Annotated in this window: 15 protein-coding genes; 5 read left to right on the forward strand and 10 right to left on the reverse strand. The window is 68.4% G+C overall.

What is annotated here, in order from left to right:
* Window positions 1-182: 182 nt before the first annotated feature.
* Complete coding sequence (locus tag GA0115259_RS09390; protein WP_093593659.1) at window positions 183-2,144, forward strand: YncE family protein; 1,962 nt, start codon at window positions 183-185, stop codon at window positions 2,142-2,144.
* 84 nt (window positions 2,145-2,228) lie between these two features.
* Here GA0115259_RS09390 and tgmC read toward each other — a convergent pair whose 3' ends face one another.
* The 5 genes from tgmC to GA0115259_RS09415 all read right to left on the reverse strand — a co-directional run bounded on the left by tgmC (window position 2,229) and on the right by GA0115259_RS09415 (window position 5,774).
* The gene (gene tgmC / locus GA0115259_RS09395) at window positions 2,229-3,353 is read right to left on the reverse strand and encodes an ATP-grasp peptide maturase system methyltransferase (RefSeq protein WP_256097956.1); all 1,125 of its coding nucleotides are present in this window, start codon (window positions 3,351-3,353) and stop codon (window positions 2,229-2,231) included.
* Entirely contained in the window at window positions 3,346-4,305 is a 960-nt protein-coding gene (gene tgmB / locus GA0115259_RS09400) for an ATP-grasp ribosomal peptide maturase (RefSeq protein ID WP_093593664.1), read from the reverse strand. Before tgmB ends, tgmC begins: the two co-directional genes overlap by 8 nt.
* Window positions 4,306-4,308: 3 nt before the next feature.
* Entirely contained in the window at window positions 4,309-4,593 is a 285-nt protein-coding gene (tgmA, locus tag GA0115259_RS09405) for a putative ATP-grasp-modified RiPP (protein ID WP_176732489.1), read from the reverse strand.
* Window positions 4,594-4,707: 114 nt separating this feature from the next.
* The gene (locus tag GA0115259_RS09410; protein WP_093593670.1) at window positions 4,708-4,884 is read right to left on the reverse strand and encodes a DUF397 domain-containing protein; all 177 of its coding nucleotides are present in this window, start codon (window positions 4,882-4,884) and stop codon (window positions 4,708-4,710) included.
* On the reverse strand, window positions 4,884-5,774 hold the full coding sequence (locus GA0115259_RS09415; protein WP_093593688.1) for a helix-turn-helix domain-containing protein: 891 nt from the start codon (window positions 5,772-5,774) through the stop codon (window positions 4,884-4,886). Before GA0115259_RS09415 ends, GA0115259_RS09410 begins: the two co-directional genes overlap by 1 nt.
* 265 nt (window positions 5,775-6,039) lie before the next feature.
* On the opposite strand from GA0115259_RS09415, the gene GA0115259_RS09420 reads away from it, so the two are divergent.
* On the forward strand, window positions 6,040-6,567 hold the full coding sequence (locus tag GA0115259_RS09420) for an ATP-binding protein (RefSeq protein ID WP_093593673.1): 528 nt from the start codon (window positions 6,040-6,042) through the stop codon (window positions 6,565-6,567).
* Here GA0115259_RS09420 and GA0115259_RS09425 read toward each other — a convergent pair.
* A complete protein-coding gene (locus tag GA0115259_RS09425; protein WP_370747561.1) occupies window positions 6,559-7,233 on the reverse strand; it encodes a TetR/AcrR family transcriptional regulator in 675 nt (224 codons plus the stop codon). The genes GA0115259_RS09420 and GA0115259_RS09425 overlap by 9 nt on opposite strands.
* A 185-nt stretch (window positions 7,234-7,418) precedes the next feature.
* Here GA0115259_RS09425 and GA0115259_RS09430 point away from each other — a divergent pair, with 185 nt between their 5' ends.
* Window positions 7,419-8,351 (forward strand): SDR family oxidoreductase, encoded by a 933-nt coding sequence (locus tag GA0115259_RS09430; RefSeq protein ID WP_093593679.1) that lies wholly within the window; start codon window positions 7,419-7,421, stop codon window positions 8,349-8,351.
* A 306-nt stretch (window positions 8,352-8,657) separates the two neighbouring features.
* Window positions 8,658-10,169: an MFS transporter gene (locus GA0115259_RS09435; protein ID WP_237539879.1), complete on the forward strand. Its 1,512-nt coding sequence runs from the start codon at window positions 8,658-8,660 to the stop codon at window positions 10,167-10,169.
* Between the two features lie 49 nt (window positions 10,170-10,218).
* Here the strand turns inward: GA0115259_RS09435 and GA0115259_RS09440 are convergent, their stop codons facing one another.
* The 4 genes from GA0115259_RS09440 to GA0115259_RS38920 are packed head-to-tail and all read right to left on the reverse strand — an operon-like array spanning window position 10,219 to window position 13,588.
* Entirely contained in the window at window positions 10,219-10,746 is a 528-nt protein-coding gene (locus GA0115259_RS09440) for a GNAT family N-acetyltransferase (protein WP_370747562.1), read from the reverse strand.
* Window positions 10,747-10,780: 34 nt separating this feature from the next.
* Window positions 10,781-11,566, reverse strand: a complete 786-nt coding sequence (locus tag GA0115259_RS42735) for a lasso peptide biosynthesis B2 protein (protein WP_345940999.1) — start codon at window positions 11,564-11,566, stop codon at window positions 10,781-10,783.
* Window positions 11,520-13,424, reverse strand: coding sequence for an albusnodin/ikarugamycin family macrolactam cyclase (locus GA0115259_RS09450; RefSeq protein ID WP_256097957.1), 1,905 nt, complete (start codon window positions 13,422-13,424; stop codon window positions 11,520-11,522). Before GA0115259_RS09450 ends, GA0115259_RS42735 begins: the two co-directional genes overlap by 47 nt.
* A 29-nt stretch (window positions 13,425-13,453) precedes the next feature.
* Window positions 13,454-13,588, reverse strand: a complete 135-nt coding sequence (locus tag GA0115259_RS38920; RefSeq protein WP_107469151.1) for an albusnodin family lasso peptide — start codon at window positions 13,586-13,588, stop codon at window positions 13,454-13,456.
* 276 nt (window positions 13,589-13,864) lie between these two features.
* Here GA0115259_RS38920 and GA0115259_RS09455 point away from each other — a divergent pair.
* Window positions 13,865-14,579 (forward strand): twin-arginine translocation signal domain-containing protein (locus tag GA0115259_RS09455; RefSeq protein ID WP_237539880.1); only part of this gene is annotated, 715 nt, incomplete at its 3' end.

Consider the following 14,579-nt stretch of genomic DNA (forward strand, 5'->3'; position numbering starts at 1 on the left):
CGCGCCGGAGCCCACCGCTCCGGCGCGGCCCGCCGCGTTGTCAGAGGTATGACCTAGCGTCAGAACAGTGACGCAGGTTGCTTGCCCGCTTGCTTGCTTGCTTGCAATCAGCGCGCCCGTGCATGCTCACGCTCATGCGCATGCTCACGGGCCGGTCTCAATTGGGGGGGGTACAACTCATCATGCGTATGCGCACTCTGCCGGCCGCCACCGCACTGGCGGTCCTGTTCAGCTCGGCGGTTCTCACCGCCGCACCGGCGTCCGCCGACACCACCAGGCCCGTCGCGGTCGCGGAGGCGGACGACACAGTTGTCGACGGCGTCCACCAGCGGCTGTACTTCAGCGACCGATCCCAGAACAAGATCGTCGTCACCGACTACACCGGCAAGGTCGTCACCACGCTCACCGGTCTGCCTCAGGTCCGGGACCTCGAACTGAGCCCGGACTCGGGCACGCTGTACGCCGCGCTCTACGGTGCCGACAAGATCGTCGCCTTCGATACCGCGACGCTCACACCGACCGCCGAGTACCCGACCGGCGACGGGACCATCCCTTCCCGGCTCGCCTACGCCGACGGCAAGCTGTGGTTCGGATACGGCGACCAGTGGGACTCCGGGCTCGGCGCGGTCGATCTGACCGCCGAGACGCCCACGGTGACGCTCGACCTAGCGGCCGGCCACGACTGGGCCGGCCCGCCCATGCTCTACGCCGACGCCGACAACCCGGGCACGCTGCTCGCCCTCGACGGGCACATCAGCTCCGCCCCGATCGTCGTCTACGACATCTCCTCCGGCACTCCGGTCATCCGTGTCTCCGCCGAGAAGGGCGGCTTCTACGAGGACGCCGCCCTCACGCCGGACGGCCAGTCGGTCGTCGTGGCCGGACCCGGGAACCGGGCGCTCACCGAGTACCGGCTCTCCGATCTGGAGCAGGTGCGCGCCTACCCCGTCCCCGACGAACCGGTGACGGTCAGCGTCGCGCCGGACGGCACGGTCGCGGCGACCCTCCTCGACACCGAAGACCTCGGCGACACATATGTCTTCAGCCGCGGCGCCGACCGGCCCGCCAGCGTCCGCAATCTGTCGGGTAACTGGATGCCCTGGTCCGGGCACTCGATGAACTGGTCGGCCGACGGCGGGAAGCTGTTCGTGCTGAGCGGGTCCGAGGAGTTCACCAAGTTCCACGCCGTCGACGAGCCCCGGAAGTACGTCGGTACGCTCAAGGCCGACGCGCCGGCCACCGCCACGCGTGCCAAGCCGCTCACCGTCAAGGGCTCGCTCACCTCCGCCCTCGCGCTGCCCGCCGGAACGCCGCTGGCCGTCACCCGTACCGACATCGAGTCGCCGAAGGGCAAGTCGCTCGGCACCAAGTCCCTCGGTACGGGCGGCAAGTTCACCTTCACGGACACTCCGCCTGCGGGCGGCAAGGTCACATACAAGGTGACGTACGCCGGTGACGCCACGCACACGCCGGCGACCGCCTCGGACTCCGTCACCGTCTCCCGCGCCACACCCGCGCTGACGCTGAACAACAACGGCAAGGTGTACGACTACGGCAAGGACGTCGCGTTCACGGCGCACCTCGGCATGACGTACAAGAACCGCACGGTCGAGATCTGGGCCGATCCCTTCGGCTCCGACAAGCCGAACAAGCTGGTGAAGACCGGCACGGTCAACTCCAAGGGCAATCTGTCGGTCACCCTGGACATGACCCGGGACGCCACGGTCACCGCCGTGTTCAAGGGCGATGCCCGCTATGCCCCGAGGTCGGTCAAGTCCACGGCGTACGCCAAGGTCAGGGTCTCGACGGCGCTGTCCAAGCACTACAAGACCGGCAAGATCGGCTCCACGACGTACCACTACTTCCGCAAGAACACCGACGTCATCTTCACGACGACCATGAGCTACTACAAGGACCGCAAGCAGCGGCTCGAACTCCAGCTGTACTACCAGGGCAAGTGGTACGCCGGCGGCACCGAGTACTTCAAACTCGGCACCAACGGAAAGTCAGCCGTCAACCTGGGCCACGCCGGCGAATCCGGCGTCCGCGCCCGGGTGCGCTCCTCGTACATCAACAGCAGCTCCGGCGACACCGTCAACTCCACGACGCACGGCGCCTGGAAGTACTTCATCTTCACCAACTAGCGCGCGCGTTCCCTGCCAGGTCACCTCGTACTCGGAGGGCCGCGTCGGCGAGTTGCCGATCCGGGGGACCTGGCAGGGCCGCGGCTACGCCCAGATGATGCGCTGTCCGTCCGGTCCGACATACAGCGTCAGCCGCTCAGCGGGCGGCTCGCCGGCCTCCCTCCATCGGATGATCTGATCCGTGATGGCGTCCCACAGTCGGGCGGAGCCGCCCTGGCGGACCATCCATTGCCCGCTGTCCTCGAATACGGCTGCCCACGCACCGGCTTCCACGTCGATGACGACGTGTTCGTCCCGGCCGTTGCGCGGCAGTGTGAAGCGCTGGGCGCGTGGTGTCGCGAACTGTGCGACGAAACGCGCTGTCCAGTCGTCCAGTACATCACCGCCGATATTCGTGGGCGCGGCTTCCTCCGAGTCGAGATCCGGCAGCATTCCAAGCGCCGGGGGAATGTGGGGCCGCGCGAGCATAAACGAAACCTGCCCGCCCAGGACGGGTCCGCTTGCCGTTCCGTCTTCAGCCACGGTCAGGCGCACAAGTTCGGATGCGTTCATCCATCCGCACACGGTCACAAGGATTTCACCTCCGGTGCGAGTCTGAGCGATCCAGTCCGACGGAACGGTGTGAACTCCGCACGTGGCGATCACGCGGTCGTACGGGCCATTGTTCGCGTATCCCGCCAGCCCGTCGCCGACAACCAGGTCGGGCCAATAGCCCAGTCCGCCGAGAGCCATCCCGGCACGGGCGGAAACATCCGCGTCCACCTCTACGGAGGTCACGTTGTCCTCACCGGCCACATGAGAGAGGAGCGCGGTCGAGTAGCCCGTCCCAGTGCCGATTTCGAGTACTTGCGTCCCCTTGGATACGTGAAGTTCTTCGAGCATGCGCACCACAAGCCCTGGCAGGGTCGACGAAGAAGAAGGCCGGTGGGAAATACGCCCTTCGATCTGGCGCGGTACAACTGACTCCGCCACTTGGGTAACCAGGGTGTCATTCTCGTACACACGCCTGAGCCGCTCGGGCCCGTCGGCGAGGAATGCGGGACGGTACCAGCCCCCGTCTTCGTACTCGAACCATCCGTCAGCCAGAAACGCCTCACGAGGCACGGCCATAACGGCGGCTTCCCATTCCGGGCTTCGCAGCGCACCGGTCACGGAAAGGCACCGGGCAAGATCTGCGCGTAGTCCTTTCGAGGAAATATCGTCAGTCACTTGCGCCCTCTCCGTTCTCCAGCAGATCAGCGACTGCCGCTGTGAGGGGCAGTCCCGCCGCGTCTTCGAGCCATGCCCACTGCCCATTCGGGTTGCATTCCAGAAACCACCACGCGCCATCCGCGGTTACCGCGAAGTCGAACGCGCCGAAGTTGAGTCCGAAGCCGGCCAGAAGCCGAAGCATGGCCCGCCGCACGTCATCCGGGCAGGGGATCGGCTCATAGCTCAGGTTCCGGTATTCAGCGCGCCAGTCCACCACACCGGGCGGTGCGGTAATCCGCGCACAGAAAACACGCTCACCAACGACAATCACGCGTATGTCGGAAGTCTTTGGAATCCGGGCCTGGAACAAGTGGGCGCAGCGGCCTACGCGGTCATCTATCTCGCCAGGATTGACCGGGGCAGCCCAGATACCGGCAGGCTCACCGTCAACGTCGTACGCGCCGGCATGCAACGGCTTGTAGATGGCGGGCTGTTCTGTCACAAACGACTTCGCTTCCGCCGGGTCGCTCGTGATCAGCGTTGGGGGAATGCTGAGCCCTTCGCGGCTCGCTGCCGCAAGTTGCGCGGGCTTGTACTCCGCGCGGGCAATGGCCTGGGGATGGCTCAGATAGAGGCAACCGGGAAGGGCGGCCAGCACTCCGCCGAGTCCGCGCCGATTCTCCTGCGCGGCGAACCGCGCTGCCTGGTGGTCGCCATTCGGCGTGTAACCGCTCGGACGACGGTGATACAAGGCGCGCACGTTGGCCAGATCCGCCGAGCGTTCGCCAACCGTAAGGCGTCCACCCCAACCGCTCGGCCCTATACGGGCCGAAAGCACAGCGGGGACAGGGAAGTCGCGCCCAGGGTCGAAACGCAGAACGGGCACCCGGCGCCGGTTCAACTCCGCAATGACCAGATCGGCGGTCGGGTCCTCATACTCGGTAGCAACCAGCACCGGACGGCTGTCCATCTGCTACTGCTGTCCTTCGTCCTGTTGGGCGTCGTGGCCGCTGTCGGCGTCCACCTTGCCGTCTTTGCCGACCTGAGTGGGCGGGTAGGTGTTGACAGAAGTGCCGTGCTTTCCGAGCTCAGCAGGAGTCGGTAAGCCGTCACTTCCCACCCAACGGCCTGTCTGTGTCTGCGGATCGATCCCGGCGTATCGCCACGGGGACGGTTCCCCATTCCGCAGCGGAGCCATGCGGCTCATGCCCCACGGAATCGGCGTTGCCGTTCCGTGGTCAACGGAGTTACTGGTCATTCTTCCTCCTGGATCAGCGGTGACGGAGAGCACTGGACCTTCGGGCGACGCTGCTGGGCGCTGAGCATGGCCGCGTCGGCGGCGCGGTACGGTCCGCGGGCTTGAGCCCCAGACCTACACGCGCGCCAGCCCGGCGCGGAAGGCGTTCCAGGCGGCGGGGCTGAGGCGCAGGAGCGGGCCGGTGGGGTGTTTGGAGTCCCGTACGGCGACGGTGCCGGGTATGTTGCGGGCGACCTCGACGCAGTCGGCTCCCCCTGCGCTGTAGCTGGACTTCTTGAACTGGAACGACATTACTCGTTCAATCCCTTGCTGATGCTATCGATGAACCGGAGGGAGTCGTAGGGCGACAAACTCGCCCTGGCCGCACGATCGAAGAGCGTCGCGTAAACCGCACTCTCCTGTGCGTGTTCGATCCAGATGGTGGACCGAGGGTTGTCCATGTGCACTACGTCGACAGCCTCGTCCTCCGCGAAGGAGAGAATGTTGAATGGCCCACCGACACAGGGGTGCGCGCCGACCCGGAAGGGCAACACCTGGATTTGGACGTTGGGAAGCTCCGCCAGGTGACACAAGTGCGCGAGCTGTCCGCTCATCACCCCTGGCCCACCCATCAGTTGCCGTAGTGCGGCCTCCCAGATCACCGCATGGATCCGAAGCGGTACTTCACCGTACAACCGCTCCTGACGCTTGGCACGCGCCGTAACGACGTCCTCGATCCGGTCGATATCGTCCCAGGACATGTCCGCCACGCACATCGCGCGGATGTATTCAGGCGTCTGGAGGAGGCCCGGGATCAAGGCCATCTGCCACTGTCTGACCCGGAGCGCACCGTCCTCCATCGCGATGTACTCGACTTGGGTGGCAGGCGCCGGGGTGTCGTTCCACCATCCCTTCACCTTGCGACGGTCCCGGTCCGTCTTCGCCAACTCCAGCATCCTGCCGACGACCTTCGCGTCGTCCACCGCGTAGAACTGACACAACGCCTTGATGTCCGGATCCCGCATAGGGACCCAGCCACGCTCCATCTTGACGACCTTCGTCGCGGTCGCGCTCAGCGCATCCGCAGCCTGCTGTTGCGTCTTGCCGGCCGCTACGCGCAGAGCCAAGAGTTCACCGCCCAGCCTGCGGCCGAGCACGGTGGAAGCCCTGTTGCCGTTGGCGCGCTCTCCGGATGCCGTCATCTCACCCTCCTGCTGACTCGCCATCAGTGTTGCAGCCGTCCGTAGCCCGACCGGCCACCATCACCCTAACGGGGAAGATATTCCCCAGACCGCTTGATCCGGGATGGCATCCACCATTACGTTCGGCACTCAACCGCTCGCACAGCGGCGCCACTTGGCGGAAGTGCACCGTGCTGCCCTGCACCCGGAGGGCACTCGCGGCATCGCCACCGTCAGGCGCAACCCGTACGGGCAGATCCCGACCGCGCACGGAGGTGCCGCGTCCATGTCCGCAGCCCAAGAGGCCGCCACACCGAAGCCCGAGCCCGTCGTCCTCCGGGAGGACTGCCTCAACTACACGCCCACCGCGGGCAGCGTGAGCCTCGCGCGACATCGCGCCGCGCGGCTCGTCACCGAGTGGGGACGGGCCGAACTCGCCTGGTCCGTGGGCCTCACCGTCAGCGAGCTCGCCACCAACGCCCTGCTGCACGCCTGCGCGCGGAACCAGCTCTTCCAGGTACGGATCGCACTCCGTCCCAGCAGCCTGCGCGTCGAGGTCAGCGATCCGCGCGGGGAGCGACTGCCCAGCCCGCGCGCCGCCGACGAGGACGAGTGCTTCGGGCGAGGGCTGCTGATCGTCGCGCAGCTCGCGGACCGGTGGGGGACGGAGTCTCGTACGGTCGGGAAGACGGTGTTCGCGGAGTTCGCGGTGGGCGCGGGCTCCACGGGCAGTACGGGCGGCATGGGCGGTGCAGACCGTACGTACGGTACGGACGCCGGGCCGCCGCCGCCCTGCGCCGGCGCATCAGCGTGAGGCTCGTACCAGCAGGCCCGCGAGCAGCACCTCGAACATCTCGCGCGCCGCGCCCGTGAAGTCGATCCGCATGGCCGCGAGCGAGGGATCGGCCTCGTACGCCGCCAGCATCGCCGCCGAGGGCTGGGTATGGGTCCAGACCGCGCCGGTCGTCAGCATGACCGCGGCGCCGAACCGTGCCGCGTCGGGCTCGTTCAGCTCCGGCAGACGGGCGCGGAGGAGTTGGGCCAGGACGCCGATGTTGGCGAGCGCGGCGCGCTTGTACTCCGCGGCGACCCGTGGCGAGACATTGCGTTCGAGCACCGCGGCCTGCGCGCTGACCAGGTCGCAGAGGACGGGACGGTCCGCCAGGGAGATCGCGAGCGCGGCGGCGAGCTGGTCGGCGCGCCGGGAGAGCGGCGCGTCGGCGTCGACCGCGGCGGCGAGGGCGTCGTCCAGGTGGTCCAGCCATTCGCGCAACGCGACGTCGAGCAGTTCGAGCAGCACCGCCTCGCGGGACTCGAAGTAGCGCAGCACATTGGATTTGGCGAGGCAGACGCGTCGGCTCAGCTCGTTGAGGCTCACCTGTGCCACGGGCATCTCGGTCAGCATCGCGGTGGCCGTGTCGAGGATCGCCTGTCTGCGCGCGGCGCGCTGCTCGTCGCTGCGGGCGCGCTGGAAGGGCATGGTCATGGCACCAGACTACAGACCACTACAGACCCTCGGTCTGTTGCTATCGGACCGACGGTCTGATAGCTTCGCTGACAACAGACCGACGGTCTACTGGGAACTGCGACCGGCCCTGCCCTGCCCGGATCCGCCCTGGCCAACCCCTGACCTGCCCTGATCCGCCCCTCACCCTGGGAGTCACCATGTACGTCGTCCCCGACCAGACCGGAAAGCTCGCCGTCGTCACCGGCGCCAACAGCGGTACCGGCAAGGAAGCCGCACGCCGTCTCGGCGGCGCCGGGGCGCGCGTCGTCATGGCCGTACGTACCGTCGCCAAGGGCGAGCAGGCCCGCGCCGAGATCCTGGCCGAGCACCCGCACGCCCAGCTCGAAGTGCGCCGGATCGATCTGGCGGACCTGGCGTCGGTGAAGGAGTTCGCGGACGGGCTGATCTCCGATGGCGTACCGCTCGACCTGCTGGTCAACAACGCGGGAGTGATGGCGCCGCCCACCCGGATGACCACGGCCGACGGCTTCGAGCTCCAGTTCGGCACCAACTATCTCGGCCCGTTCGCTCTCACCGTCCGGCTCCTTCCGCTGCTGCTCACCGCCACGGCGCCGCGCGTGGCGACCATGAGCAGCGGTACGGCCAACTACGGGCGGATCCACTTCGACGACCTCCAGTGGGAGCGCCGCCGCTACAGCCCGAACCTCTCCTACGCGCAGTCCAAGCTCGCGGATCTGATGCTGACGCAGCAGCTCGCCGTGATCGCCGCCGAGCGCGGCTGGCCGCTGCTGAGCACCGGCGCGCACCCGGGCTACACGCGGACCAATCTCCAGACGGCGGGCGCGAGCCTCGGCCGTGACAAGCCGTCGCGCGGCGCGTCCCTGCTGTCGTCCCTCACCTTCCTGCCGTCGCAGGCGGCGGAGCAGGGTACGGAGCCGCTGCTGTACGCCGCGACCAGCGCCGACGCGGTGGCGGGCGGCTACTACGGTCCGGGCGGACGGTTCGGACTGGTCGGCCCGACGACGACGGCCCGCACGACCCGCAGGGCACTGGACACCGAGGCCAACGCGCGTCTGTGGGCCGAGTCGGAGCTGCTGACGGGAGTGGCCCTGCACGCGACGGTCGCGTAGCCGGGGGCCGGGACGGCACGAGGCGGTACGGGCCGGGCGGGGCGCGGCGGTACGGGCCGGGCGGGACGGGCCCGCGGGGCGGGCGTGTCAGTCCGGGCGGCGGAGCGTACGACCGTACGCTGAGGCGGCGGCCCGGCAGACCTCGGGCGTCGCACCACGAAGGACGGCGTCGTACCACGAGGGACGGCACAGAGGTCGGCGCCCAGGACAGTCGGTTGCCCAGGACAGCCGATTGCCAAGGGCAGTCGGTTGCCAAGGTCCGACCGGGTTCGCGGCCCTCAAACGACCTCGGCCGGGGAGGCGTCCTTGCGGTTCAGCACATTACGGTCCGGTCTGTCGCGGTCCGGCCCGTCCTCACCGCATCTGTTCGCCCGGGTCCCGCTGGCCGGGCGCTATCCCGCCGCCGTCGCCCTCTCGCTGCTGGCTCTGAGCCCGTATCTGATCCTCACCACGGCCACCACCCTGATGGAACCGCGGATCATGCGGGATCTCGGTGCGACGCGGTTCGAATTGCAGCTCACCAGCGGGATGTCCAACGCGGCGTACGCGTTCGGCGCGGTGGCCGCCGCCGATCTCGTACAGCGGGTGGCGCGCCGTCATCTCTATCTCATCTGCGAGGCCGGCTTCGTGGTGAGTTCTGTGCTGGCGCTGAGCGCTCCGGGCATCGGGCTGTTCATGACCGGGGTGATTCTTCAGGGGCTGTGCACGGGAATGCTGCTGGTCTCGGCGCTGCCGCCGCTGGTTACGGGTCACCCGATCGAGCGACTTGCGACGACGGCGGCCGTGGTCAGCCTCGGACTGTTCGGGATGGTGGCCTTCGGGCCGCTGGTGGGCGGGCTGGCCGGCAGTCTCGGCGGGTGGCGACCGCTGTTCGCGGGGATCGCCACGCTGGCGGCGATCGGGCTGACCGTCGGTGCGCTGGCGTTCGAGGGCAATGAGCCGCCGGCGCGCCGGGCGCGGTTCGACTGGCTGGCCATTCCGCTGGCGTTCGGCACGACGGCGCTGCCGTTCTTCGGTGTCGCCTGGCTGACGCGGGGCTCGTTCGGCGATCCGGCGTTCTATCTGCCGGTCGTGTGCGGGCTGATCTGCGGGCTTTCTCTGGTGGGCGGTCAGTACAGGAAGGCGAATCCGCTGATGCCGGTGCGGCCGATCAGCAATACACTGCCGGTCGTCGGGACCGTCAACGCGATGCTCGTCGGGGCCTGCTTCACCGCTCTGCTGGAGCTGACCGAGAGCTATCTGACCGACGAGGCGCACTACTCGCCGCTGCGCGTCGGCACGCTCGTCACGCCGCAGATCGTGGGCATCTTCGTCGCGGCCGTACTGTTCCGGCGGCTGGTGGCGACGCGCTGGACACCGTATCTGGCGCTGTCGGGAACGGTCAGCGTGGCCATCGGCGCGGCCGTACTGCTGGCCGTGTCCACGGCGAACGCGTCGACGGTCGTCCCCGTGGCCGCGCTCTTCCTGGGCTTCGGCGCGGGCGCGGGCGTCACTCCGGGGCTGTTCCTGGCGGGCTTCTCCGTACCGTCGGCACAGATCGGCCCGACCTTCGCCCTGGTCGAACTGCTCCGCTCGGAGGCGGCGTTCCTGGTAGGGCCCGTCCTGCTGCACGCCGCGCTGACGACGGGTCTCGGCCGGGGCTTCCACCTCACCGTGACGATCACGCTGGCCATCACCGTGACGGGCGCGCTGTTCCTGGTAGCCCTCTACGCCCTGGGCGGCGCCCGCCCGCAGCCACCCGACCTGGAATCCTGGCTCTCGGGCCGCTCAACGGCCTACCACTCCCCGCCCCTGGCAGCGGCGATCCGCAAGAACTAACGCCCCAACGCCAACGCCCCCAACGGAGACGGCTCCCGCACACGCGGGGTTACTCAGGCAGCAGCGGAACGATGACGGAAGGGCCGGTGCGGTCCGTCGCGAGGGCGTCCATGACGATCTCGTCGCACACCTGCCCCAGCCAGTACCCGGCCTCGCGGAGCGTTCCCGCGGTGCGGAACCCGGCCTTCTGATAGGCGCGGACGCCGGCCGCGTTGGGGGCGAGGACCTTGAGCCAGACCATCCGGAGATTGGTGATGTGAAAGGCGTAGTCAAGGGCGAGCCGGGTCGCCTCAGTACCGAGACCGCGTCCCCGGGCCTCGGGGGCCAGCATGATCACATACTCGGCGGTCCGTACGGAGTGATCGGGCAGGAGTGTGGCAACACCCGACGGGACCGGGTTTCCGGACGTGAGGTCGTAGACGGTGAACCGGATGTTCTCGCCCCGGAGTTGATGGGCCATTCCCTCGGTACGGGCTTCGAGCGACTCGGGCGCCTGGCGACCGTAACCGACGAGAAGGGCCGGGTCCTGCTCCCAGCGCCAGTAGGTCTCGACCAGATCGGCACGGTAGGGGCCCAGTGCGCAGGTATCGGTACCGATCCACAGAATCGGCTCAGGGCTGACGCTGATGACGGCCTCCGATGGCGAGAACAGGCGTACAGGCAAGCGTCGAGCGCGGCTCGCCGACAGGAATGCCGTCCACAGTCTGCACCCAAGCATGCAGACGCACGGGGTCGGGAGCGACGCCATGGCACCACGTGACGGCGAGCCGCCGTGATGCCAGCAACAGGACGGTGGCGGCGGACTCCTCCAGACAGGCGGTACGGCCCGGGGAATACCAGCCGACGTGCCGGACTGCGAGGACCGCAGCGTTTACCTGGTCGGTGGTGGCGGCGTGGCGACAGATTGACGCGGCTGCCCTCAGCGTTGCCGTGACACGGTGCATCGCGCTCGTCGCCGGTCCGGCCCGCTTGATGGCGAGAACGGTTGTCAGGGCGGCAGCCGCGGCGATGCCCGACCGACGGGGAACAGACGGAGGACGGCTGATTCCGGCCGGATGTTCGGCGCCTCCCCAACTCGCGGGAGCGGAGCGGGCGGTGACCGGGGCTGTCCACGGCATCGAAACCGGCGCGGGAACCAGCAGACCATCGGTGAGAAGCCTTACGGCCAGTCCGGGAGCCATGGCGTCCAGGCGCCCGGTGCGGGCGGCGTCCTGCCACAGGGCCGCGGCGGCAGGCAGAAGACACCGGACGCGGCCGGTTCGGTAGTCGATGAAGACCAGAACATGGCCGAAGTCCACAGCCCGGATATGGCTCGGGAAGACGGCGAAACGGGGTGGATTTCGCAGCGGACTACGCACATGTACTCCCATTCGCGCGTGTGCTCCCCACGGGCGCATCGGTCCAGGCCGGTCCGGGACTCTCGTGGTGCGCACGCAGCCACGCTTCGGCGCTCAGCGCCTGTTCGAGCATGGCCAGCGGCATCGGAATGCCCGCAGCGGCCTCGCGCAGATGCCGACGGAACCGACCTGGATCGATGAGTCCGAGGTCGGAGAGGTGACCGTCTGCGAGATCGAGGAGTTCGGGCAGATTGACGCGCAGTCCTGCGTGGTGGTCGGCATCGAAGCTGCCCTTCGTCGTACGGGCGGCGACCGCAGGCGGCAGCAGGTGCCGCATCGCACGGCCGAGGAGCGGTTTGTAGCCGTGGACCGGTGGGCGGTGGTCGATCGAGGTCCGCAGGACCGTGTCCATGACGCGTGGGTCGAGAAATGGATTGTGCAGGTCGATGCCGCAGGTGGCGGCGAGCCCAACGTCGGCGACGGCGGTGCGGGCGACCTCACGTACCTCGTCCACGAGGATCCGGACCGAGGCGTCCAGGCCGGTCAGTGTGTCTTCTGTGTCGGCCGCCCTGCCTGCGGCTTCGGACAGAAGCCGCAGGGCTGCGGGCTCGGCCCAGCCGGGCATCGGCAGGAGCGTGAACCAGCGGACGCTGCCTCGGTCTACGGAGGGCCGGGCCCGAGAGGCCGAGGTGTCGGCGAAGCCGGCCAGTGATACGGCGAGATCGGCGAGGGCATCTCGACGGCCCATTCGGGCCATGGCCACGGCATCGCGCAGGAGGGGTGTGACCGGGCAGCGGCGCAAGCGAGCCCAGCCGAGAGCCTCATTCACCGCTCGTCGCCATCTGCGGTGACGGACGAGATCGGCGAGGTGGGCAGGCGGTTGGAACAGAACGCTGTCGCCGCCGTCCCCCGTCAGGTGAGTCCGGCTGCCGAGATGTCGGCGCATCCAGTGGAACTGGCCGGTCAGCCGGGCGCGAGTGAGGGTCGAGGGCGCGGGTTCATCGGTGGCCGGTACGGCGGTGATCCGCGTGTAAGGCAGATGTTCGACGGCCAGCGGAAGGAGATGGTGCGTGATGCGGTCCGGATACGCGGCGGATGTCAGTCGGGCGTAGTGGAGATCCGCTCCGCTCTCGTCGCCTTCGGGATGGATCGTGACCGTGTTCAGACGGTGCTTGTCCGACAGGGACGTCGCGGCCAGGACGGCGACCGTGGTGGAGTCCAGGCCGCCGGACAAGTCGCAGGACACTTCGCGACCCGCTTCCATCCGCAGGGTCACCGCCGCCGACAAGGCCTCTCGGAGGCGGTGGTGCGGCAGGCCGGGAACAGCATCGGGACGCCATTGGACAGTGCACCGCGGACTGCCTGCACCGGCGGGCAGTTCGATCCGGCTGCCCGGTGCCAGTTGCTCCACACCGTCGAAGAAGGTGCGCGAGCCCGCCAGCGTCGGTACCGAAGGTGCAAGAACGGAACAGACCAGCCGTCGGGCGTCCACGGGCGCCGAGATGAGACGGGCGAGCACGCGGGCGGAAGTGGACCAGGCCCAGCCATCCCGCCAGGTCGCCGCGTAGAGAGGCAGGGCGGCGGCAGGATCCGTGTGCAGCACCACCGCGTCCGGAGTCTCTTCGACGACCGTGTACGTACCGGGCCACCGCCAGGCGATATCGGCCGGCAGCGTGGTATCGGTCAGGCGGCGCAGTTCGGCAGGCGTGGCACCGCACCAGCCCAGAAGCAGGACATTCCGGTGCCCGCCGCGTGCCATGACGGAACGAGCCGGAGCGTCGCCGAGCCTCCAGGACAACGATCCGGCACCGATGAGCGTGGCGCCTTGAGGCCGAAGGCGCCCATCTCCTGTGCCGCTGAAACCGCCGAAGGTCATGAAGTCCCCCATCAGGTTGGTGTCGAGTACGGTGCCCGACACCGGATTACCGGGGCCGGGCACCCAAGAGGTCAGCAGTTGTAGGCGCGGCGCTTGTCCTCGCTCTGACCGCTGCCCTGGCCTTCGGTCAGCTCGGCCGCGTCGCCGAGTTCTACGGGCAGCAGTTCGTCCTCGCCGTTGGTTTCCCTACAGATCCAGTCGTTCATGGTGATACCTCTCTCCGAAGATGAAGCTGCGTAAGGGCCTCTCGTGCCGTCCGGCCCGTCCGAAGGCCGGACGGCACGACAGACCGGAGACATGTAGCAGTTGGTTACCGCACGGTGGGAAGAATCCGATGTCGTCCGATCGCCCGCCTGCCCATGCACAGTCAACTCGCTCCCGATACGCCTTTTCTGGTGCCACAAAAGGGTGCGTTTTCCGCGCGGGGCCGCCCAGGGGTGCCAGGATCGGACAGTGGACGGTCAGACGCTTTGGGGGCGGGCATGATGGCACCAGACGGCATCGGCGCCATGCTGAGAGAACTCCGTGAGGCGGCGGACCTCACCCGCGAGGAACAGGCTCAGGTCTTACAGAGAGCCCAAGGCGGCAAGTGGTTCGACCCCGAGAACTTGAAACGCTGGGAGACCGAACGGCGTCTCCCCATCCCGAGATGGCACCAACTGCTGGCCAACGGATACGGGCGCCCCGTGGAAGAGATCGTCCGGGCGGTAGCTGCTTCACGGCGCCAACGCAGGCTTGAGCGCCGGGCGGCCGGCGGTGAGGGAGAGGAGGGTACGGCGGTGAACCGAAGGAAGTTTCTCGGCACAGCGGGGCTGGCGACAGGAGGCATCGCCCTGCCCGGTATCGCAGAGGCGCGCCAGGGCATCGATGTCGGGCTGTCCGGCTCCGACGCCGGTGACCTCGCCTACCTCAACGGGGCGTTCGAGCGCCATCGGGGCGGCTACCACGGACGCTCGCCCAGCGCCGTGCTCGCGCGGATGCGCGACGATCTGAACCTCTTGCGCGAGGTCCTCGGCCGGCCGCACCCTGCCGACGCCCGCGCGACCCTGGCCCGTACCGCCGCAGGGATCGCCAGCCTGGTCGCGATCATCCAGCACGACCGGGGCGACCAGCGCGACTCGCACGGCTGGTTCGCCACCGCCGAGCGAGCAGCCCGTGAGTCCGGTGACCGGCACATGCTCGCCTGGGTGCTGGCCC

The sequence above is a fragment of the Streptomyces sp. MnatMP-M17 genome, assembly GCF_900091995.1.
Classification (GTDB): Bacteria; Actinomycetota; Actinomycetes; order Streptomycetales; family Streptomycetaceae; genus Streptomyces.